A 22,597-nucleotide genomic window follows, 5' to 3' on the forward strand; every position below is an offset into this window, starting at 1 on the left:
TCCCCTGCATCGCAGCGCCATCGCAGAGAAAGAGGAGCACACCATGACGACCCTCGAACGCCCCGACTTCCACGTGGCCGGCACCGAGGCACTCGCGCGCATCCACCCCGTCGAGCTGTACCCGGGCGTGACGGCCCACGTGCTCGACTGGACCAGCCCCGCCGACGGCTCGGACCCGCTGCCGCGCGAGGCGTATGTACGGTTCGCGCCCGGCTCCGGCTACACCGAGCCGGACCACCACGGGGACACCAGCGAGATCGTGGTCGTCGTCGACGGCGAACTGCAGGACGAAGCGGGCAGCTACCCCGTCGGCAGCCGGATCCGCGGGGCGCAGGGCTCCACCCACACACCGCGCAGCGAGCAGGGCTGCCTGCTGTACGTGTACTTCCCGCAGCGCTGACCCCGTCGCGCGCGGCGACGCCCGGGGCGGGTGTGTACGACCCGGCCTCCCGGCCGGCTGGGGTGACCGTACGCCCCCGACCCCGCCGTCGCGCCGCGGTGTTCGCCAGTGCCGTGCCGCGGCGGAGAGCAGCACCGCTCTCCGCCGCGGCACGGCTCCCTGTCCTCCCATCAGAACCGTTCGAGGGAACCGATGTCCGGACCTCCTAGTTCCTCGATACCCCCGCCGCGGGAGGCGCCCGCCGCCGCGGTGGACACGGCGCTGCGCCGCCGGCTGGTGCGGCTGACGTGCGCACCCGCACTCGTCGTGGCTCTCGCCGCCACCGCGGCAGTGGCGTTCCTGTGGTCCGCCGGGCAACCGGACGGTGCCGCCGCGGGCGCCGTCCCCGGTGCCGCGGCCGCGCCGGTCGCGCTCGCCGCGGTGCTGCTGGTCGCCGCCGCCGCGCTCGTGGGCGGCCTGCGCGCCGCCGCGGCCCAGGCGGCAGCGCTGAACCGGCGCGCGCGTTCCACGCCTCCCGCACCTCCCGCACCGGCTCCCGCTCCTGCCGCCAGGACCGGAACCGGCGTCGCGCACGGGAGCGGGCCCGGGCAGCGGCTCCGGCCCGCCGACCAGGTCGCGGTCTTCGTCAACCTCGCCCGGCGCCTCCAGTCGCTGAACCACCGCGAGATCCATGTGCTGGACGAACTGGAGAACCAGGTCGAGGACCCGGACATCCTCAAGGGCGTCTTCCAGGTCGACCATCTGGCCACCCGCATCCGCCGCTACGCCGAGAACCTCGCGGTACTCGGCGGCGCCGTCCCCCGCCGCCAGTGGACCCGGCCTGTCCAGCTCACCGAGATCCTGCGCTCCTCCGCCGCCGAGGTGGAGCACTACCAGCGGGTCCGCCTGGTGCCCCCGATCGAGGGCACGGTGAGCGGACAGGCCGTCGCCGACGTCATCCACCTGCTGTCCGAACTGGTGGAGAACGCCACCTTCTGCTCCCCGCCGCAGACCCGGGTGCTGCTGCGCGCCAGCCGGGTCACCGCCGGACTCGCCATCGAGGTCGAGGACCGCGGCCTGGGCATCACCGAGAGGACGCAGCAGCGGATGAACGCCCTGCTGGCCGACCCCGAGGGCGTCGACGTCGGGGCGCTGCTGGCGGACGGCCGGATCGGCCTGTACGTGGTCGGCATGCTGGCCCGGCGGCACGGTATCGCCGTGCAACTCCGCGGCAACATCTACGGCGGCGTCCAGGCCGTCCTCGTCCTTCCGCACGCCCTGCTCGGCGACGAGCAGCCCGCCGCCGGGACCTCCGGATCCGCGGCCGAGCACGCCCCGACGGCTGAGCCCCGGGCACCACAGGCGCCGCCCCCCGGTGCCGCTCCGCCGGGTCCGGCCCACCTCGGCACGGCACCGCACCCCCGGTCCGCCCACCCCGCTGCCGCGCCACACCCCGGATCCGCGCCCCCGGCCGGGCCCGGCACCCCCGCGCCGACGGCACCCGCACCCGTTCCCGGCGGGCCGCTCCCGGCCGCCGCCGGGCAGGGCTCCCCGCCGCCCCCGGGCGGCGGGGAGCGCCCCCGGCTGCCGCGGCGGTCGCGGCAGCAGCACCTCGTGCCCGAACTGCGGGACGCCCCGGCGGCCGGCACGCCGGCCGGGCGTGCCGGGCACGCAGAAGGCGCAGAAGGCGCAGAGGACGCCGTGCACGATCCCGGGCTGATGGCCGCCTTCCGGCGCGGGGTCGGCCGGGCGGATGTCGAAGCGCGCGGGCGGCCGTCCCCCGACGGCCACGGCCCGCCCCACCAGGAGGAAGGACGATCATGATGAGCGAAGCACCCACCCCGCGTACGGCGGCGGACCTGTCCTGGCTGCTGACCGGACTCGTCGACCGGGTGCCGCACGCGCGCAGCGCCCTCCTGCTGTCCTCGGACGGTCTGGTGAAGGCCGCGCACGGGCTGGAGACCGACGCCGCCGACCAGTTGGCGGCGCTCGCCTCCGGGCTGTACTCGCTGGGCCGCAGCGCGGGGGTGCGGTTCGCCGACGGGGACGGGGTCCGGCAGGTCGTGGTGGAGCTGGACACCTCGCTGCTGTTCGTCACCACAGCGGGCCGGGGCGCCTGCCTGGCGGTGTTCGCGGGCAGCGAGGCGGACGCGGGCGTGCTGGGCTACGAGATGGCCATGCTGGTCAAGAGCGTCCGCCCGTATCTGGGCACCCCCGCGCGGCAGCCCAGCGCCACATGACGGCACCCCCGGGAGCAGTCGGCGGCCCCGGTCCCGGCCCCAGTCCCGGCTCCGGTTCCGGTTCCGGCGACGAACCATGGCTCGACGAGGAGGCGGGCCGGCTCGTGCGCCCGTACACCGTCAGCGAGGGCCGCACCCGCCCCTCGGCGCCGCTGGACCTGCTGACCATGGTGCGGGCCACCGGGGTGCACCCGGACGGCTATCTGGGCCCCGAGCACGCCCAGGTGCTCCGGCTCTGCGGAGGGCCGGTGTCCGTCGCCGAGATCGCGGCGAGCATCCGGCAGCCGGCCGCTGTGGCCAAGGTGGTGCTGTCCGACCTGGTGGACTGGGGCGCCGTCGCCACCCGCGGGCCCGTCCATCTGCAATCGGGACCTGATCCGAACAACCGAGAAGTGCTGGAGGCGGTGCTGGATGGACTGCGCAGAAGACTCTGACCCGGCACCGGCGGCTGCCGCGCCCTTCCCGACCGCGCTCAAGATCATCGTGGCCGGGGGCTTCGGGGTGGGCAAGACGACCTACGTGGGAGCCGTCAGCGAGATCGAGCCGCTCAGCACCGAGGAACTGCTGACGCAGGTGAGCGAGGCCACCGACAGTCTGGAGGGGGTCGAGGGGAAGGCGACCACGACGGTCGCGATGGACTTCGGCCGGCTCACCTTCGAGACCGGCTATGTGCTCTACCTGTTCGGCACGCCCGGTCAGGACCGGTTCTGGTTCATGTGGGACGAGCTGGCCGCCGGGGCGCTGGGCGCCGTGGTGCTGGCCGACACCCGGCGGCTGGAGCACTGCTTCCCCGCCGTGGACTACTTCGAGCGGCGCGGTATCCGCTTCGTCCTGGCCGTCAACGAGTTCGACGGCTCCTACCGCTACACCCCCGACGAGGTCCGGGCCGCGATCGACCTCGACCCTGGCGTCCCCGTGCTGCTGTGCGACGCGCGGCGGCGCGACTCGGCGACCGGGGTCCTCGTCTCTCTCATCCAGCATCTGCTCGACCCGAGGAGCGCGCATGCCCTTCACCCAGCTTGATCTGACGGACCGGCTCCTGCTGACCCCGCGGGACGACGAGGGACCGGCGCGCGCTGCCCGGCTCCGGGAGCTGGGCATGGGCGACCAGCCCGTGCCCGAACTCGACACGTTCGCTCGGGAGTTGGCCCGCGTCACCGACGCGCCGGTCGCAGCCGTCAACTTCGTCGACGAACGCCGCCAGTACTTCGCCGGGCTCTACGACGCGGCCGTGGACCCCGCCAAGGGGCCGGTCGACCCCGACGGCGGCTTCGGCCGGGTGATGCCGCGTGACCTCGGGTACTGCGTGCACGTGGTCGCGCGGCGCTCGGCGCTGGTGCTGGAGGACGTGCGCGACTTCGCGCGGTTCGCGGTCAACGCCGTGGTGGACGAGGTGGGTGTCGCCTCCTACCTGGGGGCGCCGCTGATCGACCCGGTGTCGGGGATGGCGCTGGGCACGGTCTGCGTCGTCGACCAGCAGCCCCGCGCCTGGGGGCAGCAGGGGCTGCGCACCATCAAGACGATGGCGGCGCAGCTCCAGCAGGAGATCCTGGGCAGCCCGGACCGCGCCGCCGGCTGACCCCCGGCCGGCCCCGGCCGCGCGCGGCGGGCCGGGGCCGTGCGGCTCCGGCCCTCAGAGCCGCTCGGGCGTGCGGATGCCCAGCAGCGCCAGGCCCTGGTGCAGGACCTCGGCCGTCAGATCGCACAGGAACAGGCGGTTCTCCGCCTGTTCGGTGGTGTCCGCCTTCAGCACCGGGCAGTTCTCGAAGAACCGGCTGTAGAGCGTGGCGAGTTCGTACAGGTAGGCCGTCACCTTGTGCGGCTCGTACTCGTCGGCCGCCGTCACCAGGGTGTCCGCGAACGCGTCCAGGTGCAGGGCCAGCGCCCGCTCGGCCGGGGCCAGCTCCAGCTCCGGGTGCGGCACGGGCCGCAGTTCGCCCGCCTTGCGGAAGATCGAGCGGACCCGCGCGTAGGCGTACTGGAGGTAGACGCTGGTGTCGCCCTGGAGCGAGACCATCCGGTCCAGGTCGAAGACGTAGTCCCGGGTCATGGAGTTGGACAGGTCGGCGTACTTGACCGCGCCGATGCCCACCTGCTTGGCGCGGGCCCGGATCTCGTCCTCGGTGACGCCGTCGTCGGCCTTCTCCCGTACGACGGCGGCGGCGCGTTCGACGGCCTCGTCCAGCAGGTCCACCAGCCGCACCGTCTCGCCCTCCCGGGTCTTGAACGGCTTGCCGTCCTTGCCCAGGACCGTCCCGAAGGGCAGCTGCCGGGCCGCGCCCTCGGGCAGCCAGCCCGCGCGGCGCGCCGTCTCGAAGACCATCCGGAAGTGCAGCGACTGCCGCGCGTCCACGACGTACAGCAGGGTGTCGGCCTCGAGTTCGCCGACCCGGTTGCGGATGGCGGCCAGGTCGGTGGCGGCGTAGCCGAAGCCGCCGTTGGACTTCTGCACGATCAGCGGGGTGGGGGTGCCGTCGGGGCCCTTGACGTCCTCGAAGAACACGCACAGCGCGCCCTCGGAGCGCACCGCGACGCCGGTCTCCTCCAGCTCCTTGACGACATCCTGGAGAGCGTCGTTGTAGGCGCTCTCGCCGACGATGTCCGCGTCCCGGATCTCGACGTCGAGCTCGTCGTAGACGCCCTGGAAGTACGTCTTCGACTCGTCGACGATCTTGTGCCAGAGGGCCAGCGTGTCCGGATCGCCGCTCTGCAGCGCCGGAACCCGGTCCCGGGCGCGCGCCTTGAACTCCTCGTCGGAGTCGAAGAGCGCGCGCGAGGACTTGTAGAGCCGGTTGAGCCGGGCCATCGCGGCCTCGCCGGCGTCCTTGGCATCCGCCGTGTCCGACGCGTGGTCCAGCTCGTGCGGGTGCTCGATCAGGTACTGGATGAGCATGCCGAAGTTGGTGCCCCAGTCGCCGATGTGGTGGCGCCGGATCACCTGCTCGCCGCGGTGCTCCAGCAACTGCACGACCGCGTCGCCGATCACCGTCGAACGCAGGTGCCCGACGTGCATCTCCTTGGCCACGTTCGGCTGCGAGTAGTCGATCACCGTCGTGCCCGGGTCGTCCTTGTACGGCACGCCCAGCCGCGGGTCCTGCCGCCGCGCCGCCAGGTTGTCCATGATCGCCCTGTCGGCGACGGTGATGTTGAGGAAGCCGGGTCCCGAGACCTCGATCGCGGCGATCTCCTCGTTGGCCGGCAGCGCCTCGGTGACCTTGGCCGCCAGCTCCCGCGGATTCCCCTTGAGCTGCTTGGCCAGCGCCAGCATCCCGTTGGCCTGGAAGTCCGCCCGGTCGCTGCGTCGCAGCAGCGGGTCAGCGGAGGCGGCCTCCGGCAGCGCAGCCGAGAGGGCGTCCGAGACGCGCTGGTGGACCGTTGCGGCGAGGGAGGGGACCGTAGCCATGGAGTGCTGACCGTTCCGTCGGGGTGGCTGGAATCCGGGCCAGTATCCCACGTGCGCACGGGGGAGCGCCGCCGCATTCCGGGGTGGGACAATGGGCCCGCAGGTTCGAGGAGTGCAACGAGAAGGAAGTGCCGGACGTGGCTCAGACCCCCCATGAGGCCGATTGGGTCTCCCGTATCGCCGATGAGGTCATCGCCGAGGCGGAGCGCCGCGCGTCGGGGAAATCGGGCTCCGGCGGCGGCACCCCGAAGATCGTCTGCGCTTCCGGGCTGAGCCCCTCCGGGCCGATCCACCTGGGCAACCTGCGCGAGGTGATGGTGCCGCACCTGGTCGCCGACGAGATCAAGCGCCGGGGGGTGCCCTGCGAGCACATCCTCTCCTGGGACGACTACGACCGGTTCCGCAAGGTCCCGGCCGGGGTCGAGGGCGTGGACTCCTCGTGGGACGAGCACATCGGCCGCCCGCTGACCGCCGTCCCCGCGCCGTCCGGCAGCCCGTACGCCAGCTGGGCCGAGCATTTCCGGGCCGCCATGGAGGCGGCCCTGCTGGAGCTGGGCGTGGAGTACCGCGGCATCAGCCAGACCGCGCAGTACACCTCGGGCGCCTACCGCGAGCAGATCCTCTTCGCGATGCGTGAGCGCGCCCGCATCGACGCGGTGCTCGACCGCTACCGGACGCTGGAGAAGGGCGCGAAGGGCGGCAGGAAGCAGCAGAAGCCCGCGGACGCCGCCGAGGTGGAGGCCGCCGAGGGGTCGGGAGCGGCCGCCGAGGACGACGGTTCGGGCGCCGGGGCCGGCGCCTACTACCCGTACAAGCCCTACTGCACCGTCTGCGGCCGCGATCTGACCACCGTCACCGGCTATGACGACGAGACGACCGCGCTGTCCTACACCTGCCGGTGCGGGCACGCCGAGACGGTCGAGCTGCGCACCTTCGACCACGGCAAGCTGGTCTGGAAAGTCGACTGGCCGATGCGCTGGGCGTACGAGGGCGTCGTCTTCGAGCCATCCGGCGTCGACCACCAGTCGCCCGGCTCGTCGTTCGTCGTCGGCGGGCAGCTCGTGCGGGAGATCTTCGACGCTGAGCAGCCCATCGGCCCGATGTACGCGTTCGTGGGCATCAGCGGCATGGCGAAGATGTCGTCCTCGAAGGGCGGTGTGCCCACTCCCGCCGACGCGCTCCAGATCATGGAGGCGCCGCTGCTGCGCTGGCTGTACGCGCGGCGCAAGCCGAACCAGTCCTTCAAGGTCGCCTTCGACCAGGAGATCCAGCGCACCTACGACGAGTGGGACGCGCTCGGCCGCAAGATCGCCGACGGCTCGGCGCAGCCCGCCGACCTGGCGGCGCACACCCGCGCCTCGTCCACCGCGCTGGGCCCGCTGACCCTCACACCGCGCCCGCTGCCGTACCGCACGCTGGCCTCCGTCACCGACATCACCGGCGGCCACGAGGAGCAGACGCTGCGCATCCTCAGCGAGCTCGACCCGCAGCACCCGGTCCACGCGCTGGAGGAGGTGCGTCCGCGGCTGGACCGCGCGCACCGCTGGATCACCACCCAGGTTCCGGCCGACCAGCGAACCCGCGTCCGCGAGGAGCCCGATGCGGCGCTGCTGGCGGAGCTGGACGAGGAGCAGCGCGAGTCGCTGCGGCTGCTGCTGGACGGACTGGACGAGCACTGGTCGCTGGAGGGCCTGACGTCGCTGGTGTACGGCGTGCCCAAGGTGCGCGCCGGATTCGCGCCGGACGCGAAGCCCACCCCGGAGATGAAGGTGGCCCAGCGCGGTTTCTTCGCGCTGCTCTACCGGCTGCTGGTCGGCCGCGAGACCGGTCCGCGGCTGCCCACCCTGCTGCTGGCCGTGGGCGCCGACCGGGTGCGCAAGCTGCTGGGGGCCTGAAGGCCGCCGCTGGCCCGAAGCGGGCCGGGGGCCGGCCCGCTTCAGCCGGCGAGGCCCATCTCGGTGTTGTAGCGCTCCTTGAACTCCCGCAGGTAGCCGCCGAGGTAGGTCTCGCCCAGCAGGTTGCCCTCGGCCGTGGTGACCCCGTGTCCCTCGTAGAGGGCACGGGAGAGCTGCCGCGCGGTGGGGCGGTTGCTGTGCACGGCGACGTACTGGCGGTAGACCGCGAAGTAGAACTCGTCGCGCGGCACCCCGTCGGGGATGCCGACGGGCTCGTCCCCGGCGTCCGCGTCCTCCTCGTCGGGTTCCGCCGGGAGTGCTTCTTCGGGGGCGGACGGCTCCGGCGGGGCCGGGGCGGGCGCGGGTGCGGGCTCCGGCGGGGCGGGTGCGGGCTCGACGAAGAGCTCCTGCTGGGCGCGGACGGGCTGCGGGGTGGCGAGGGTGCGGTAGCGGCCCGGTGCCACCGGGACGGGGAACTCCTGTGCCTGCGGCGCGGGTTCGGCCGGGGGCGCGGGCTCCGGCTCGGGGACGGCGGCGGGCCGCGGTTGCTGGGCGGAGCCCGGCGCGGGAAGACGTTCCGCCTCCGCCGGGGTCCCGGCGCCCGGCGCGGGTTCCGCACCCGACGGGGGTTCGGGCTGCGCCGGGGGCGCGGGCTCGGGACCGGCCGCCGGGGAGGGCGCCGGAGTGTACTCGTGGGCCGGTTCGGTGTCCGCTCCGGGCGCGGCCGGAGGGGCGGTCTGGTGGCCGGTGCCGTCGGCCGTGCCCCGGCCGACTCGGGTGTCCAGCTGCGCGGACGGTATCGGCTCCGGCTCCGGGAGCGCGCTGGCCTGGGGTGCCGTGCGGTGCAGCGGGATGCCGTAGCGGGTGAGTTTGAGGGGCATGAGTGCTTCCACGGGTGCCTTGCGGCGCCAGGAGCGGCCGTAGCGGGCTCGCAGCCGGGTCTCGTAGATGAGCCGGTCCTGTTCCATGCGGATGACTTCGTCGTAGTGGCGCAGTTCCCACAGCTTCATCCGGCGCCAGAGGAGGAAGGTGGAGGGGAAGGCGAGCAGCCAGCGGGAGAGGCGGACGCCTTCCATGTGTTTGTCGGCGGTGAGGGCGGCGACGCGGCCGGCGGCGTGCCGGGCGGCTTCGACGGTGACCACGAAGAGGACGGGGATGACCGCGTGCATGCCCACGCCGAGCGGGTCGGGCCAGGCGGCGGCGCCGTTGAAGGCGATGGTGGCGGCCGTCAGCAGCCAGGCGGTCTGGCGCAGCAGCGGGAAGGGGATGCGGATCCAGGTCAGCAGCAGGTCCAGCGCGAGCAGGACGACGATGCCCGCGTCCACCCCGATGGGGAAGAACGGCGCGAACGCGCCGAAACCTTTCCGCTCGGCCAGCTCGCGGACCGCCGCGTAGGAGCCGGCGAAGCCGATCGCCGCGATCACCATGGCTCCCGCGACCACGACGGCGATCAGTATGCGGTGTATTCGGGTCAGTTGTACGCCCTGCACTGGAATTGTCCCCACCCTCGGAAACTGGCGGGCCCAGCCTGGCACATGCGGCGGGCCGGAACGCGCGCGGAGCCCGGCCCTCGGGCGGAGGGCCGGGCTCCGGCGCGGTGCGGACGGGTCCGGTGCGGGCGGCGCGGGCCCGCGCGGCGGGAGCGGACGGCTCCGAGGCGGCGGCAACGGTGCGGCGGCTGCGGTGCGGCGGCTGCGGTGCGCGGTTCGGGGCCGGGTCCGGGGCGGTCACACCCGAGGGCGGGTCACCCCAGGGCGGTCACCCGATGTGCTCGACCGCCGCCTTGGCGGCCTTCTCCGCGCGCTTCTTCACCTCGTCGGCGCCGGGCTTCTTGGCGTCCTCGAACCCGGCGCCCTCGTAGTCGACGGTGACCACGACATTGGCGGTGCGGGTCACCAGGCGCTCGGCGCGGTAGTCGGCCGACTTGCCCTTGGCGTCCTTCTTCTCCGTCTCGTAGACGACCGAGACCGCCTGGTCGCCGATGCCGGAGGTGTCGGACTTCTTGAGGTCCTTGTTGTCCTTGCTGCCGGTCTTCTCCTCGACCTGCTGCTTGAGATAGTCCGCGGCGCGCTTGTCGCCGGAGCCGATCGACGGGTCGGAGTCGAAGCGCTTGAAGGAGAGCGTGAGCTGGCTGTAGTCGTACTTGTCCAGGCCGCTCCACAGGCAGCTGTTGGAGTCGTCGGCGTCTCCGGAGCCGACGCTCTTGCCCGAGGTGTCCTTGGTGCCGGGCACCAGGTCCTTCGCGGCCTTCTTGTCGAGGGTCTTGCAGGAGTCGGGCAGCTTCTTGTACTTCGCGGGCGCCACGGTGGGGGACTTGCTCGCGGAGGCAGAGGGGGTGTCGGACCCGTTGTCCTTGTCGGAGTCCGAGGAGCAGCCGACCACCAGCAGGACGGGGAGCGCCGCCGCGGCGCAGGCGACTGCGTTCCGCACGGTCCTGCTCCGTCGAGGGGCGTTGCGCGGGGCGTTTCGGTGCATGGTTCCTTCGCTTCCGGGGTCTTCACCAGTTGTGCCGAGCCGGGAGTGGCCGCGGTGCTGTCGGAACGGTACGCGGCGCCCGGCGCGGTGCGGGCGTTTCACGGCACTTCCGCAGCGTGTGACTGCCCACAGGTGGCACGGGCCACAGTGCGGTCGCCCGCCGCCGGGTGCGCGGTGCCGCACGGGCCCGGCGGATCAGTCCTCCTCGAACCGCCCGGCGAGCTGCTCGGCGAGTTCACGCGTCTTCTGCTGGAGCTCGTGGCTGTCGGGGATCCGGTGCTTGTCGGTCACCCACTGGTCGTACTCGACGGTGGCGATCACGTTGGCCGTCCGGAAGACCAGGGTGATGTCCCGGTGCAGTCCGGAGTCGGCGGTGTGCAGCGCGTCGTCGAGATAGGCGGCGTCGCCGATGTCCTGCAGGGTGCGGGGCGCCACGTCCTCCTCCGCGGTGGGGGAGTGGGACTCCTCGGGTGTCGTGTCCGGGTCGGCCGAGCTGTCCGGATCGTCGTCCCCGGCGCCCTTCCCGCCGTCCTCCGCGGTGGGGGAGGCGTGCCCGTCCGGCGTCTTGCCGGCCGGGCTGCCGGAGGTGGGGCCCGGGGCGCCGCTGATCCCGGCCTTGCGTGCCCTCTCGCCGTAGAGCCGCTCGGCCTGCTCGTCGTCGCTGACCGACGGGTCGTAGGAGACCACCCGCTCGAACTGGACGGACAGGTGGCGGGTGCCGAGTGTGGTGGCGCTCTTCCAGCGGCAGCCCACGCTGCGGTCGGTGTCGTAGGTGGTGCTGGCCTCGCCCTCCAGGGGGTCGGGGCCGGTGCTGGGTGCGGCCGTGTTCTCCTCGCCGCCCTCGCCGTCGGCCGCCGCGGCGCCCGGGAGCATGTCCCGCAGCCGGCTCACGCCGACGGTGCCGCACGGTTCGGGGAGGCTGTCGTACTTGCCGGGGGCCGCGGCCGAGGGGGAGGCGGAGGCGCTGCCGGACTTGCCGTCCCTGTCGTCCTCGCCTCCGGAGGAGCCGGTGCAGCCCGTGACCGTGCCGGCGAGCGCGAGGACCAGCGCGGCACTGGTCGCGGACGACGCGAGTCCCGCGCGCGTCGCATACCTCTTTGCTCTCCGCGGCACGGCTGGCCTCCTCGTTCGGGTTGTCGTCCGGGTCCGGGGATCTCTTCCGGGCCGGGGGTGTCATCCGGGTCGACCGGGTCGTCCGTTGCGTCCGGGTCGTCCGGTTCGGCGTGCGCCTGCGAGGGGCGTTCCGCCGACGGGGTGACGGCACATGTCTACCGCACCTGCCGCTCGGACGTCCGGTTGCCCGGCCTCTATGGCGCGTGAAGTCAGTCTTTTCCCTTTCGCCGGTTTTCCGGTACGCGCTGGCGCGTGCTCCCCCGGCCGGGTGCGGCGTCCGGTCAACATCCCCCGAACGTTGTGGAGTTGACCGGTACATCGGGCCCGTTGCGGGCATCTGATCGGACTACTTCGGGGCGAGTCGGGTAGCGGCCCTGCGAATCCATCGGAGGTTCGGCGGAAGGGCAACGGGCAGTCGTGAAGCAGCAGACGCAGGAGGCGACCGCCTCCCACGGGGGACCGACCGGGCGGCCGCGTACCGACCGGCTCGTGTTCGGTGTCACAGCGGTACTCACGCTCGCCTTCGTCGTCTGGGGAGCGTTCGGCACCGATTCACTCGCCGACGTTTCGCAGAAGATGCTGAGCGGCACGATGCACAACGGCGGCTGGGCCTTCGTGCTCGCCGCCACCGGTTTCGTGATCTTCTCGCTGTGGCTGGCGTTCAGCCGCTACGGCCGGATCACCCTGGGCAAAGAGGGGGAGGAGCCCGAGTTCAGAACGGTCTCCTGGGTCGCGATGATGTTCAGCGCGGGCATGGGCATCGGGCTGATGTTCTACGGGGTGAGCGAGCCGCTGAGCCACTTCAGCACCGCGCCGCCCGGCACGCACCCGGCCAACGACGCCGAGCGCATGGAGACCTCGCTGGCCACCACGCTCTTCCACTGGACGCTGCACCCCTGGGCGATCTACGCGGTCGTGGGCCTGGCCATCGCCTACAGCTGCTTCCGCCGGGGCAGGCGGCAGACGATCAGCGCGGTCTTCACCCCGCTGATCGGTGAGAAGGCGGCCAACGGCGGCTTCGGCAAGGTCATCGACATTCTGGCGATCTTCGCCACGCTCTTCGGCTCGGCCGCCTCGCTGGGGCTGGGCGCCCTGCAGATCGGCAGCGGGATGGAGGAGGTCGGCTGGGCTGAGAAGGTCGGCACCGGTGTGCTGGTCTCCATCATCGCCGTGCTGACGGTGGCCTTCGTGGCCTCCGCCGTCTCCGGCGTGGAGAAGGGCATCCAGTGGCTCTCCAACATCAACATGGTGCTGGCGGGGCTGCTCGTGCTCTTCCTCTTCGTGGCCGGCCCCACCATCCTGATGCTCAACCTGGTACCGACCTCGCTCGGTGGTTTCGTCGGCGACCTGCCGCAGTTGGTCGGCCGCACCGACGCCAGCAGCGGCGAGGGCGTCGCGGACTGGCTCTCCAGCTGGACGGTCTTCTACTGGGCCTGGTGGATCTCCTGGACGCCGTTCGTCGGCATGTTCATCGCCCGGATCAGCCGGGGCCGCACCATCCGGCAGTTCGTCGGTGGGGTGATCCTGGTGCCCAGCGTCGTGAGCCTGGTCTGGTTCGCGATCTTCGGCGGCACGGCCATGAAGCTCCAGTCCGGCGGCGTGGACCTGGCCGGTGCCGACTCCCAGGAGGCGCAGCTCTTCGGGGTGCTGCGGGAGTACCCGATCGCCGGTGTCACCAGCCTCGTCGTGATGATCCTGGTCGGCATCTTCTTCGTCTCCGGCGCCGACGCCGCCTCGATCGTGATGGGCACCCTCTCGCAGAAGGGGACGATGGAGCCCAGCCGGACCGTGGTCATCGTCTGGGGCGTGCTGACCGGCGCCGTCGGCGCGGTCATGCTGATGATCGGCGGCGGCGGTGACGAGGCGCTGGAAGGGCTGAAGAACCTGACCATCCTGGTCGCGGTCCCCTTCACGCTGGTGATGGTCGGCCTGTGCGTGGCGCTGACCAAGGACCTGCGCCGGGACCCGGTCATCATCCGCAGCGAGCGGGGCGAGGAGGCCGTCGGCAGCGCCGTCGTCGCGGGACACGAGCAGTACGGCGGCGACTTCGAGTTCCGCATCGGCCCGGTCGACCCCGGGGCGCCCAAGCCGGCGGCCGAGACCCTGGACGCGGAGGTCGCCCGGGCCGTGAGCGAGGCGGAACCGGCCGACTCCGGAGAGCGGGGCGACTCCGGAGAGCGGAGCGGCGCCGGTCGCGACCGCGCCGGCGCCGATCGCGAGCAGGCCGGGAGAGGCGCGGGAAACCGGGACTGACCCCGGCCGGCGCCGCGCGGCCCGCCCGCGCCCTGCCCTGTGCGCCGCCGTTCCGCCACCGGCCGCCGGTGGCGGGAGACGGTGGCCTGTGCGGTGCCGGCGGGCTACGGGGCTCCGGTGTCCTGCGGGGCAGGTGTCCCGTGGGGCGCCCGGGCGGTCAGGGCCACACCAGGCAGTACGCCTGGTGCCCCGCCTCGTGCAGCCGGTCGGAGAAGTCCTGCCAGCGGTGCAGCAGCTGGTAGACGTTGAAGGCGTCCTGCGGGCCCGCCCGGTCGGGGACCGTGGACCAGATGAAGGCGGCCGCGCCCACCGTCTCCTCACCGATGCCGCGGAGCGGGTCGACGACCGTCATCGGGAGCTTGACGACCGCGTAGTCCGGGTGCAGGACGACGAGTTCCAGTGGGGGGACCCGGTGCAGCGGTATCCCCTCGATCCCCGTCAGCACCATGGCCGCCATCGTCTCGGGCTTGATCTTGGTGAACATGCCCTGGCCCAGCTCGTCCCCGCCCAGTTCCTCGGGTCGCATCGAGATGGGTACGCGTGCGGCCGTGGCACCGTCCGGTGCCCCGAAGTACTTGTAGGTCACCCCCACTCGGCCGCCACCCCTGCTGCTCCTGGTCTTCGCCGTGCTCCCGATACCCGCGAGGCCGCCGCCGTGCACCGTGCCGCTGCCGCTGGTGGTGCTTCCGGTGGCGCCGCCCGCCGTTCCGCTCTCGGACGGCGGGCCGCCGCCCGCCGTTCCCCCGTCCACCGCACCGCTGTTCGCGCCGCCGCCCGCCGCGGTTCCGTCCTCGGCCGTGGCGCGCCTGTGGCGCCCCTGGGCCCGCTCCGGGCCGGTCTCCGAGTGGCCGGGCTCCTCTCCCAGTCCGCCACCGCGATGCATGTCACCACCCGACTGCTCATCCGGGCCGCACAGCCGTCCCCATGCGGCCCGATCATCGTGTCAGAGACCTCCCCGCCCCGTGGAGCGTGAAACGCCCCCGGCCCCCGGCACAGGGGGCTCTGACACCATGGCTTTCGTGACTTACTCCTACAGCGCCCCAGTATCGCAGTCGCTCTTCGACCGCGCCGCCGCCGTGACACCGGGAGGCGTGAACTCTCCGGTCCGCGCCTTCCGCGGCGTGGGCGGAACGCCCCGGTTCATGGTGTCCGGTTCCGGTCCCTACCTGACGGACGCGGACGGCCGGGAGTACGTCGACCTGGTCTGCTCCTGGGGGCCGATGATCCTCGGCCACGCGCACCCCCAGGTGACGGAGGCGGTGCGCAAGGCCGTGGAGCGCGGCACCTCCTTCGGCACGCCCGTCGAGGACGAGGTGGCGCTCGCCGAGGAGATCGTGCACCGGATCGACCCCGTCGAGCAGGTGCGGCTGGTCTCCTCGGGCACCGAGGCGACCATGTCCGCGATCCGGCTGGCGCGCGGTTTCACCGGCCGCTCCAAGGTCGTCAAGTTCGCCGGGTGCTACCACGGGCACGTCGACTCGCTGCTCGCCGCGGCCGGGTCCGGGGTCGCCACCCTGGGCCTGCCGGACACCCCGGGCGTCACCGGGGCGCAGGCCGGCGACACGATCGTGCTGCCGTACAACGACCTCGACGCGGTCCGTGAGGCGTTCGCCGCGCACCCCCGGGAGATCGCCTGCGTGATCACCGAGGCGTCGCCCGGCAACATGGGTATCGTCCCGCCGCTGCCGGCGGCCGACGGGCGGCCCTCCTTCAACCAGGGGCTCGCCGACCTGTGCCGCGCCGACGGCGCGCTGTTCGTCTCCGACGAGGTGATGACCGGCTTCCGCGCCTCGCCGCACGGCTGGTACGGCCTCGACGGCGTCACACCCGATCTGATGACGTTCGGCAAGGTGATGGGCGGCGGCTTCCCGACGGCCGCGTTCGGCGGGCGCAAGGACGTGATGGACCACCTGGCACCGGCGGGCCCCGTCTACCAGGCGGGCACGCTGTCCGGGAACCCGGTCGCCACCGCGGCCGGACTGGCGCAGCTGCGGCTGCTGGCCGCCGACGGCTTCGCCGCGCACGGCGTGCTGGACGCCGCGGCCCGGCAGGTGCGGCAGCTCGCCACCGAGGCGCTGGCCAAGGAGGGCGTGGCGCACACCGTGCAGACGGCGGGCAGCATGTTCTCCGTCTTCTTCGGCGACTTCGGCGACACCGGCGTCACCGACTACGCGGCCGCCAGGCGGCAGGAGTCCTTCCGCTTCACCGCGTTCTTCCACTCGATGCTCGCCCAGGGCGTCTACCTGCCACCCTCCGGATTCGAGGCGTGGTTCCTCTCCGCTGCGCACGACGAGCGCGCGCTGGAGCGGGTGGCCGACGCGCTGCCCGCCGCCGCCCGCGCCGCCTCCGAGGCGGTGCCCGCATGAGCGAGCGCCTGGACGGCGCGGCCCCCGCGGCCGGCGCCGACGACAAGACCGTCACCGTCGTGCACGTGATGCGGCACGGCGAGGTCGACAACCCCGAGGGCATCCTCTACGGGCGACTGGCCGGATACCACCTCTCCGACCTGGGCCGCCGGATGGCCGACCGGGTCGCCGAACACCTGGAGGGGCGCGACATCACCCAGGTGCTCGCCTCTCCGCTGGAGCGAGCCCAGGAGACCGCGGCGCCGATCGCCAAGGCCCACGGTCTCGACGTCGGCACCGACGAGCGGCTGATCGAGGCGGGGAACGTCTTCCAGGGCAAGACCTTCGGCGTCGGTGACGGCGCACTGCGCAAGCCGGAGAACTGGCGCCATCTGCGCAACCCCTTCCGGCCCTCCTGGGGCGAGCCGTATCTGGACCAGGTCGTCCGGATGCGGAGCGCGATCGAGCACGCCAAGGACGCGGCCCGCGGCCACGAAGCCGTCTGCGTCAGCCACCAGCTGCCGATCTGGATCCTGCGCAGCTTCGTCGAACGCCGCAGGCTCTGGCACGACCCGCGGCGCCGCCAGTGCACGCTGGCCTCGCTGACCAGCTTCACCTTCCTCGGGGACCGCATCGTCTCGGTCGGCTACTCCGAACCGGCCCGCGATCTGGTGCCCGCGCATCTGCGGGCGGGAGCCAAGCGGCCCAAGGGCGCGGCGAAAGGTGCGCAGGGCCGGGGCGCGGGCGCCTGAGCCCGACGCGGGTAAGCGGCGGGCCGGGCCGGCGGCCCGACCTGCGCGGGAGCCGGTTCCGCCGGGTCAGCAGGGGGGCGCGGAAGATCCCCCATACGCGCATGCGAAACTTTTCACATGAGCCAGATCCGCGCCTCCCGTCGCCGCACCGTCCTGCTGGCCGCCGGGATCGCCGCCGGTGCGCTGCTGCTGTCCGCCTGCGGCGAGGAGCAGACGGGTTCGTCCTCGGGCGACACCAAGTTCGTCCAGGGGACGGGGGAGATCACCAAGGTCCCGAAGTCCCGGCGCGCCGCGGTTCCCGACCTGGCGGGTCCCTCCGTCGACGGGAAGAAGCTGAAGCTCTCCGACTTCAAGGGCAAGGTCATCGTGCTGAACGTGTGGGGCTCCTGGTGCAGCCCCTGCCGCGCCGAGGCACCGAACCTCGCCAAGGTCGCCCGGGACACCGAGGACGAGGGTGTCCAGTTCGTCGGCATCAACACCCGCGACCTGGACAAGGCCAACGCCAAGGCGTTCGAGCGGAACTACGACATCGACTACCCGAGCTTCTACGACCCCAGCGGCAAGCTCATCCTCAAATTCCCCAAGAACACCCTTTCCCCGCAGGCCATCCCCTCCACTCTGATCCTCGACAAGGACGGCAAGGTCGCGGTGCGGGCCCTGAAGGAACTGAGCGAGAAGGAGCTGCGCTCCGCGCTCGACCCCCTGATCGACGCGAAGTGACCGCCCGATGATCTCCCTCGCGGCCACCGGAATGAACGGCACCGTCTACGGCGGCGCCCTGCTGCTGGCCCTGCCCGTCGCACTGCTGGGCGGACTGGTCTCGTTCTTCTCCCCCTGCGTACTGCCGCTGGTGCCCGGCTACCTCTCCTACGTCACCGGGGTCAGCGGCACCGACCTGGCCGAAGCCCGGCGCGGCCGGATGTTCCTGGGCGCGGGCCTGTTCGTGCTCGGCTTCACGGCCGTCTTCGTCTCCGGCGGTGCCCTCTTCGGTGGTTTCGGCGCCACGCTCCAGGAGCACCGCACCCTCATCTCGCGGGTGCTGGGCGGTCTGACGATCGTGCTCGGCCTCGCCTTCATGGGTGCCCTGGGCCCGCTGACCCGCTTCACCCAGCGGGAGGTGCGGATCCACAAGCGGCCCGCGATCGGGCTGGCGGGGGCGCCGATGCTGGGGGTGCTCTTCGGTATCGGCTGGACGCCGTGCATCGGGCCCACGCTCGCCGCCGTCCTCACGCTCTCCTCGAACCAGGCCAGTGCCGGGCGCGGTGCCCTGCTGACGGTGGCCTACTGCCTGGGCCTGGGGGTGCCGTTCGTCGTCGCCGCGCTGGCCTTCCGCCGTGCGCTGGGTGCGTTCGGCTGGGTGAAGCAGCACTATGCGTGGGTGATGCGGATCGGCGGCGGGATGCTCGTCGCCGTCGGCGTGCTGCTCGTCACAGGCATCTGGGACCGGATCGTCTACGAGATCACGGTCTGGTCGTCCGACTTCACGGTGGGGATCTGATCCATGAGCACGACCGGTACCGGCAAGGGGGCCGCCGACGCGGCGGCCGACGAGGCCGGTGAGGCGACGGAGTCGGCCGGGGCCCGCGGCAGCGCGGGCGCGGCGGCCGAGTCCGGGGCCGACTCCGGGAGCGAGCGCGCGGCCGCGGCCCAGCTCTCGACCGCCCCCGGCGAGGAGAAGCTGAACGTTCCCTCGCTCGGCCCGCTGGGCTGGCTGCGCTGGTTCTGGCGGCAGCTCACCTCGATGCGGGTGGCGCTGATCCTGCTCTTCCTGCTGTCGCTGGGCGCCATACCGGGCTCGATCGTCCCGCAGACGCCGGTGGACGCGCTCAAGGTCGAGCAGTTCCGGGCCGACCACACCACCCTCGCGCCGCTCTACGACAAGCTCCAGCTCTTCGACGTCTACACGTCGGTCTGGTTCTCGGCGATCTACATCCTGCTTTTCGTCTCGCTGATCGGCTGCATCGTGCCGCGCACCTGGCAGTTCGGCGGCCAGTTGCGTGCCCGGCCGCCGCGCGCCCCGCGCCGGCTGGACCGGATGCCGGTCTACACGACCTGGCGCACCGCGGCGGAGCCGGAGGAGACGCTGGCGGCGGCCCGCTCGCTGCTGCGGCGCAGGCGGTTCCGCACCCACCGGGACGGCTCGGGCGGGGGCGCGGTCGCCTCCGAGAAGGGCTATCTGCGCGAGGTGGGCAACCTCCTGTTCCACATCGCGCTCATCGTGCTGCTGCTGGCCTTCGCCTCGGGGCAGCTGTTCAAGTCCGAGGGGCGCAAGCTGATCGTGGAGGGCGACGGGTTCTCCAACGTCCTCACCCAGTACGACGACTTCCAGTCCGGCTCGCTCTTCGGCGCCGACATGCTCGACCCCTTCACCTTCCGGCTGAAGGAGTTCCACGCCACCTACGAGGAGAGCGGCCCCAACAAGGGCACGCCGCGCGACTACCGCGCCGACATCGCTCTCGCCAAGGGCGCCGACGGCACGGAGCGGGACGCCACCATCAAGGTGAACCATCCGCTGAAGGTCGGCTCGTCCAAGATCTACCTGATCGCCAACGGCTACGCGCCCGTGGTCACCGTCAAGGACGGCAAGGGCAACATCGCCTACCGCGGCCCGGTGCCCTTCCTCCAGCAGGACAACAACCAGACCTCCAGCGGAGTGGTGAAGGTCATCGACTACCTGGACGCGAAGGGCCGCAAGGACCAGCTCGGTTTCCAGGGCTTCTTCGTCCCCGACTTCGAGCCGAGCAGCGGCACCATGTTCTCCCAGTCGCCGAGCCTGAAGAACCCGGCGATGTTCCTGACCGCCTACCACGGCAACCTGGGCGTGGACGGCGGACCGGCGCAGAACGTGTACCAGCTGGACACGGACAACATGACGAAGTTCAAGGACAAGGACGGCGGTCCGTTCGCCGAGAAGCTCGTCCCCGGCTCCACCATGAAGCTCCCGAACGGTGCCGGGAGCCTCACCTTCGACGGCGTCAAGAAGTGGGCGAACTTCCAGGTCTCCCACCAGGTGGGCAACGGCTGGGCGCTGGGCGGGGCGCTCGCCGCCATCGTGGGACTCGCGGGGTCCCTGTTCATCCAGCGCCGCCGGGTCTGGGTGCGGGCGTACACCGCCGACGACGGGCACACGGTCGTCGAGATGGCCGCGCTCGGCCGCAGCGAGTCGGCCCGGCTGCCGGACGAACTCGCCTCGCTGGCCACCGATATGCAGGCCGCGGCCCCCGTCGCGGCCGCGTCCCCCGCCGCGGACGCCGCGGGCGAGGGCGCTCCGAGCGCGGACGCCGCGTCCGGGGATGCCGCCGCCGCGGACGGCGCCGCCGCGCCGGACTCCGCCGATCCTGCTGAAGCCCCCGAAGGAGCAGGCAAGTGAACCTCCTCGCAGCCGAGCCGAACGAGCAGCTCGCGCACGTCAGCAACTATCTGATCTATTCGGCGATGGCCGTCTACGTACTGGCCTTCTGCGCCTACATCGCCGAATGGACCTTCGGCTCCCGCAGCAAGGTGGGCCGCACGGCCGCCGCGCTGACGTCGAAGGCCCCCGCGGCGGCGGCCGTTCCCGGTCAGCAGCCCGCTGCCGGAGCGCGGAGCGCCGAGCAGGGCGGCGGTACGGCGGTGCTGGAGAAGCCCGCACCGCCGAAGATCGTGACCCGCTCCAGCAGCGGCCGGCGCGGCGACCTGCCGGACGGTCCCGGGGCCGCGGCGGGCGACGAACAGGGCGACACCTACGGGCGGATCGCCGTCTCGCTGACGGTGCTCTCCTTCGTGCTGCATGTCGCCGGGGTGCTGACCCGCTCCCTGTCGGTGCAGCGGGCCCCCTGGGGCAACATGTACGAGTTCTCGACCGCCTTCTCGATGGTGGCCGTCGGCGCGTACCTGGCGCTGCTGCTGGCGAAGAAGAACGTCCGCTGGATCGGGCTGCCGCTGGTCACCACCGTCCTGCTGGACCTGGGGCTGGCCGTCACCGTCCTGTACACGGACAGCGACCAGCTGGTGCCCGCGCTCCACTCGTACTGGCTGTGGATCCACGTCTCGCTCGCCATCACCTGCGGCGCGCTGCTCTACCTCGGGTTCGTCGGCTCCCTGCTCTACCTTTTCCGGGACGCCTACGAGACGCAGCTGCTGGCCGGGCGCAAGCCCGGCGCCGTGCGGTCCTCGATCATGGAGCGGCTGCCCTCGGCGGCCTCGCTCGACAAGTTCGCCTACCGGATCAACGCGACGGTCTTCCCCTTCTGGACCTTCACCATCGTGGCGGGCGCCATCTGGGCCGGTGACGCCTGGGGACGCTACTGGGGCTGGGACCCGAAGGAGGTCTGGTCGTTCATCACCTGGGTCGCCTACGCTTGCTATCTGCACGCACGCGCCACTGCGGGTTGGAAGGGACGCAAAGCGGCATATCTCGCACTTCTCGCTTTCGCCTGTTTCCTTTTCAACTATTACGGTGTGAATATCTTCTTCAACGGCAAGCACTCGTACGCGGGTATCTGAGGGGCCCGACCCCCGCGTCCGGGGTGAAGGTGGAGCTATGAGCACCGAAGGCCTGGCAGGGACCACCGCGTACGGCATCCCGTACGGCACGGCGCGGAGCGGTCCCGGCGGCGCCGCCCACACGATCGGCTTCGAGCTGGCGTTCCCGCATCCGCTGGAGAGCGTGTGGGCGGCGGTCGCCACCCCCGCCGGGCTGCGTGGCTGGCTCGCGGCGGCCGACCCCTTCGAACCCGGCCCCGGCGGCGCGGTGACCCTGCACTGGTGGAACGGGGAGCCCGCCGCGGGCGCCGACGGCCCGCAGGAGCTCGCCACCCCCGGACGGATCACCGCCTGGTCGCGCCGCCGGCTGGCCGAGTACACGGTCGACGCGCGCGGCTCCTTCGGCTTCACCCTGCGCGGATCCGTGGACGACGACCACACCCGGGTCCGGTTCCGCAACGACTTCACCGCCGACGCCGGGCGGCTCCACGAGGTCCTCGCCCGGTGGCACGAGCACTTCGAACTGCTCCAGAACGAGCTGCGCGGACAGCCGACGGACTGGTCGGCCCGGACGGCGGAGCGCTTCACCGCCCTCCGCGACGACTACGCGCGGCGCTGCTAGCGCGGCGCGCCGTTCCGCGCGCCGCTCGCGCCGTCCAGACCGTGCGGGTCGTGCGGACCTCCGGAACGGAGCGCCCGGAGTCCGCCGGAAGAGCCGGAGCCGCCCGGTCAGCTGTCGTCGCGGTCCTTGCGGTTGGGCAGTTCGTCCCCGTCGCGGGGGGACTCGCGGCGCTGCTCCGGGGCGGGGTCCGGAGCCGGTTCCGGGGCCGGCGGCGCGTCGGGGGAGGAGTCCGGGCCGGGAGCCGGGGACTCGCCCAGGGACTTCAGGAAGTCCGGGTTGTCGTCCGGGGCGACCCAGCGCCGCTCGTCGGGGCGGGTCGCGCCGTAGGGCGCGTTGCGCCGTGGCCGGCCGACCGCGAACCAGGCCACGGGCCCCAGCAGCACCTGCCCGAACAGCAGGATGATGATGACCCACGCCACCTTCGGCAGCTTGCGGACCTCGTTCTCGGGCGTGTTGAGGCAGTCGATGAACGCGTAGATCCACACGGCCAGGATCAAGAGGAACGGGAGATACCTGAGCACGCGGAACGCCCCCTGGGTGCGAGATGCCGCCGGACGGATGCGGGGTGCGGGGACCCGCTCGGCGGGTCCCCACGGGCCAAGCGTAATGGCCCCGGCGCGGCCCCCGGCGCTCAGGGCGCGGGCATCGGGGAGGAT

General features: G+C 72.5%; 21 protein-coding genes. 15 read left to right on the plus strand and 6 right to left on the minus strand.

The window, feature by feature from the left end; translation table 11 throughout:
* Positions 1–43 precede the first annotated feature (43 nt).
* The 6 genes from ACFYMO_RS30265 to ACFYMO_RS30290 all read left to right on the plus strand — a co-directional run bounded on the left by ACFYMO_RS30265 (position 44) and on the right by ACFYMO_RS30290 (position 4,198).
* The gene (locus tag ACFYMO_RS30265; RefSeq protein WP_366771674.1) at positions 44–400 is read left to right on the plus strand and encodes a cupin domain-containing protein; all 357 of its coding nucleotides are present in this window, start codon (positions 44–46) and stop codon (positions 398–400) included.
* Between the two features lie 192 nt (positions 401–592).
* Positions 593–2,203: an ATP-binding protein gene (locus ACFYMO_RS30270; protein ID WP_366771676.1), complete on the plus strand. Its 1,611-nt coding sequence runs from the start codon at positions 593–595 to the stop codon at positions 2,201–2,203.
* Entirely contained in the window at positions 2,200–2,619 is a 420-nt protein-coding gene (locus ACFYMO_RS30275; protein WP_366771677.1) for a roadblock/LC7 domain-containing protein, read from the plus strand. Before ACFYMO_RS30270 ends, ACFYMO_RS30275 begins: the two co-directional genes overlap by 4 nt.
* Positions 2,616–3,053 (plus strand): DUF742 domain-containing protein, encoded by a 438-nt coding sequence (locus ACFYMO_RS30280; protein WP_366771678.1) that lies wholly within the window; start codon positions 2,616–2,618, stop codon positions 3,051–3,053. Before ACFYMO_RS30275 ends, ACFYMO_RS30280 begins: the two co-directional genes overlap by 4 nt.
* Positions 3,031–3,642 (plus strand): ATP/GTP-binding protein, encoded by a 612-nt coding sequence (locus ACFYMO_RS30285; RefSeq protein WP_360290828.1) that lies wholly within the window; start codon positions 3,031–3,033, stop codon positions 3,640–3,642. Before ACFYMO_RS30280 ends, ACFYMO_RS30285 begins: the two co-directional genes overlap by 23 nt.
* On the plus strand, positions 3,623–4,198 hold the full coding sequence (locus ACFYMO_RS30290; protein ID WP_366771679.1) for a GAF domain-containing protein: 576 nt from the start codon (positions 3,623–3,625) through the stop codon (positions 4,196–4,198). The genes ACFYMO_RS30285 and ACFYMO_RS30290 overlap by 20 nt, the downstream gene beginning before the upstream one ends.
* Positions 4,199–4,252: 54 nt before the next feature.
* Here ACFYMO_RS30290 and argS read toward each other — a convergent pair whose 3' ends face one another.
* Positions 4,253–6,022 (minus strand): arginine--tRNA ligase, encoded by a 1,770-nt coding sequence (gene argS / locus ACFYMO_RS30295; protein ID WP_366771680.1) that lies wholly within the window; start codon positions 6,020–6,022, stop codon positions 4,253–4,255.
* Between the two features lie 137 nt (positions 6,023–6,159).
* On the opposite strand from argS, the gene lysS reads away from it, so the two are divergent.
* Entirely contained in the window at positions 6,160–7,917 is a 1,758-nt protein-coding gene (gene lysS, locus ACFYMO_RS30300) for a lysine--tRNA ligase (RefSeq protein ID WP_388550405.1), read from the plus strand.
* A gap of 41 nt (positions 7,918–7,958) precedes the next feature.
* Here lysS and ACFYMO_RS30305 read toward each other — a convergent pair whose 3' ends face one another.
* From ACFYMO_RS30305 to ACFYMO_RS30315, 3 genes are all read right to left on the minus strand, one after another.
* Positions 7,959–9,407 (minus strand): DUF2637 domain-containing protein, encoded by a 1,449-nt coding sequence (locus tag ACFYMO_RS30305; RefSeq protein ID WP_388550478.1) that lies wholly within the window; start codon positions 9,405–9,407, stop codon positions 7,959–7,961.
* 268 nt (positions 9,408–9,675) lie between these two features.
* A complete protein-coding gene (locus tag ACFYMO_RS30310) occupies positions 9,676–10,347 on the minus strand; it encodes a DUF3558 domain-containing protein (RefSeq protein ID WP_366771682.1) in 672 nt (223 codons plus the stop codon).
* 240 nt (positions 10,348–10,587) lie between these two features.
* The gene (locus ACFYMO_RS30315) at positions 10,588–11,505 is read right to left on the minus strand and encodes a hypothetical protein (protein WP_366771683.1); all 918 of its coding nucleotides are present in this window, start codon (positions 11,503–11,505) and stop codon (positions 10,588–10,590) included.
* Positions 11,506–11,922: 417 nt separating this feature from the next.
* Here ACFYMO_RS30315 and ACFYMO_RS30320 point away from each other — a divergent pair, with 417 nt between their 5' ends.
* Positions 11,923–13,758, plus strand: coding sequence for a BCCT family transporter (locus ACFYMO_RS30320; RefSeq protein WP_366771684.1), 1,836 nt, complete (start codon positions 11,923–11,925; stop codon positions 13,756–13,758).
* Between the two features lie 157 nt (positions 13,759–13,915).
* Here ACFYMO_RS30320 and ACFYMO_RS30325 read toward each other — a convergent pair whose 3' ends face one another.
* On the minus strand, positions 13,916–14,641 hold the full coding sequence (locus ACFYMO_RS30325) for a hypothetical protein (RefSeq protein ID WP_366771685.1): 726 nt from the start codon (positions 14,639–14,641) through the stop codon (positions 13,916–13,918).
* Positions 14,642–14,768: 127 nt separating this feature from the next.
* Here ACFYMO_RS30325 and hemL point away from each other — a divergent pair, with 127 nt between their 5' ends.
* The 7 genes from hemL (at position 14,769) to ACFYMO_RS30360 (ending at position 21,941) form a co-directional block, all read left to right on the plus strand.
* A complete protein-coding gene (hemL, locus tag ACFYMO_RS30330; protein ID WP_366771686.1) occupies positions 14,769–16,124 on the plus strand; it encodes a glutamate-1-semialdehyde 2,1-aminomutase in 1,356 nt (451 codons plus the stop codon).
* On the plus strand, positions 16,121–16,855 hold the full coding sequence (locus ACFYMO_RS30335) for a histidine phosphatase family protein (RefSeq protein ID WP_366771687.1): 735 nt from the start codon (positions 16,121–16,123) through the stop codon (positions 16,853–16,855). The genes hemL and ACFYMO_RS30335 overlap by 4 nt, the downstream gene beginning before the upstream one ends.
* A 117-nt stretch (positions 16,856–16,972) precedes the next feature.
* The gene (locus tag ACFYMO_RS30340; protein WP_366771688.1) at positions 16,973–17,575 is read left to right on the plus strand and encodes a TlpA disulfide reductase family protein; all 603 of its coding nucleotides are present in this window, start codon (positions 16,973–16,975) and stop codon (positions 17,573–17,575) included.
* 7 nt (positions 17,576–17,582) lie between these two features.
* Complete coding sequence (locus ACFYMO_RS30345; protein ID WP_366771689.1) at positions 17,583–18,353, plus strand: cytochrome c biogenesis protein CcdA; 771 nt, start codon at positions 17,583–17,585, stop codon at positions 18,351–18,353.
* Between the two features lie 3 nt (positions 18,354–18,356).
* Positions 18,357–20,225, plus strand: coding sequence for a cytochrome c biogenesis protein ResB (locus ACFYMO_RS30350; protein ID WP_388550413.1), 1,869 nt, complete (start codon positions 18,357–18,359; stop codon positions 20,223–20,225).
* Entirely contained in the window at positions 20,222–21,340 is a 1,119-nt protein-coding gene (gene ccsB / locus ACFYMO_RS30355; RefSeq protein ID WP_366771691.1) for a c-type cytochrome biogenesis protein CcsB, read from the plus strand. The genes ACFYMO_RS30350 and ccsB overlap by 4 nt, the downstream gene beginning before the upstream one ends.
* A 37-nt stretch (positions 21,341–21,377) precedes the next feature.
* Entirely contained in the window at positions 21,378–21,941 is a 564-nt protein-coding gene (locus ACFYMO_RS30360) for an SRPBCC domain-containing protein (protein ID WP_366771692.1), read from the plus strand.
* Positions 21,942–22,048: 107 nt separating this feature from the next.
* Here the strand turns inward: ACFYMO_RS30360 and ACFYMO_RS30365 are convergent, their stop codons facing one another.
* Positions 22,049–22,462 carry a PLD nuclease N-terminal domain-containing protein gene (locus ACFYMO_RS30365; protein WP_366771693.1) on the minus strand — a complete coding sequence of 138 codons (414 nt, stop codon included), beginning with the start codon at positions 22,460–22,462 and terminating at the stop codon, positions 22,049–22,051.
* Positions 22,463–22,597 lie beyond the last annotated feature (135 nt).

It is taken from the genome of Streptomyces sp. NPDC007025 (genome assembly GCF_042869455.1).
Classification (GTDB): Bacteria; Actinomycetota; Actinomycetes; order Streptomycetales; family Streptomycetaceae; genus Streptomyces.

Excerpts from the sequence above, each read along its gene's own strand:
- ACFYMO_RS30265 (WP_366771674.1), top strand. The coding sequence starts at position 44 with ATGACGACCCTCGAACGCCCCGACTTCCACGTGGCCGGCACCGAGGCA.
- ACFYMO_RS30285 (WP_360290828.1), top strand. The coding sequence starts at position 3,031 with ATGGACTGCGCAGAAGACTCTGACCCGGCACCGGCGGCTGCCGCGCCC.
- ACFYMO_RS30290 (WP_366771679.1), top strand. The coding sequence starts at position 3,623 with ATGCCCTTCACCCAGCTTGATCTGACGGACCGGCTCCTGCTGACCCCG.
- ACFYMO_RS30270 (WP_366771676.1), top strand. The coding sequence starts at position 593 with ATGTCCGGACCTCCTAGTTCCTCGATACCCCCGCCGCGGGAGGCGCCC.
- ACFYMO_RS30360 (WP_366771692.1), top strand. The coding sequence starts at position 21,378 with ATGAGCACCGAAGGCCTGGCAGGGACCACCGCGTACGGCATCCCGTAC.
- ACFYMO_RS30275 (WP_366771677.1), top strand. The coding sequence starts at position 2,200 with ATGATGAGCGAAGCACCCACCCCGCGTACGGCGGCGGACCTGTCCTGG.
- ACFYMO_RS30325 (WP_366771685.1), bottom strand. The coding sequence starts at position 14,641 with ATGCATCGCGGTGGCGGACTGGGAGAGGAGCCCGGCCACTCGGAGACC.
- argS (WP_366771680.1), bottom strand. The coding sequence starts at position 6,022 with ATGGCTACGGTCCCCTCCCTCGCCGCAACGGTCCACCAGCGCGTCTCG.
- hemL (WP_366771686.1), top strand. The coding sequence starts at position 14,769 with ATGGCTTTCGTGACTTACTCCTACAGCGCCCCAGTATCGCAGTCGCTC.
- ACFYMO_RS30345 (WP_366771689.1), top strand. The coding sequence starts at position 17,583 with ATGATCTCCCTCGCGGCCACCGGAATGAACGGCACCGTCTACGGCGGC.
- ACFYMO_RS30340 (WP_366771688.1), top strand. The coding sequence starts at position 16,973 with ATGAGCCAGATCCGCGCCTCCCGTCGCCGCACCGTCCTGCTGGCCGCC.
- ACFYMO_RS30280 (WP_366771678.1), top strand. The coding sequence starts at position 2,616 with ATGACGGCACCCCCGGGAGCAGTCGGCGGCCCCGGTCCCGGCCCCAGT.
- ACFYMO_RS30350 (WP_388550413.1), top strand. The coding sequence starts at position 18,357 with ATGAGCACGACCGGTACCGGCAAGGGGGCCGCCGACGCGGCGGCCGAC.
- ACFYMO_RS30335 (WP_366771687.1), top strand. The coding sequence starts at position 16,121 with ATGAGCGAGCGCCTGGACGGCGCGGCCCCCGCGGCCGGCGCCGACGAC.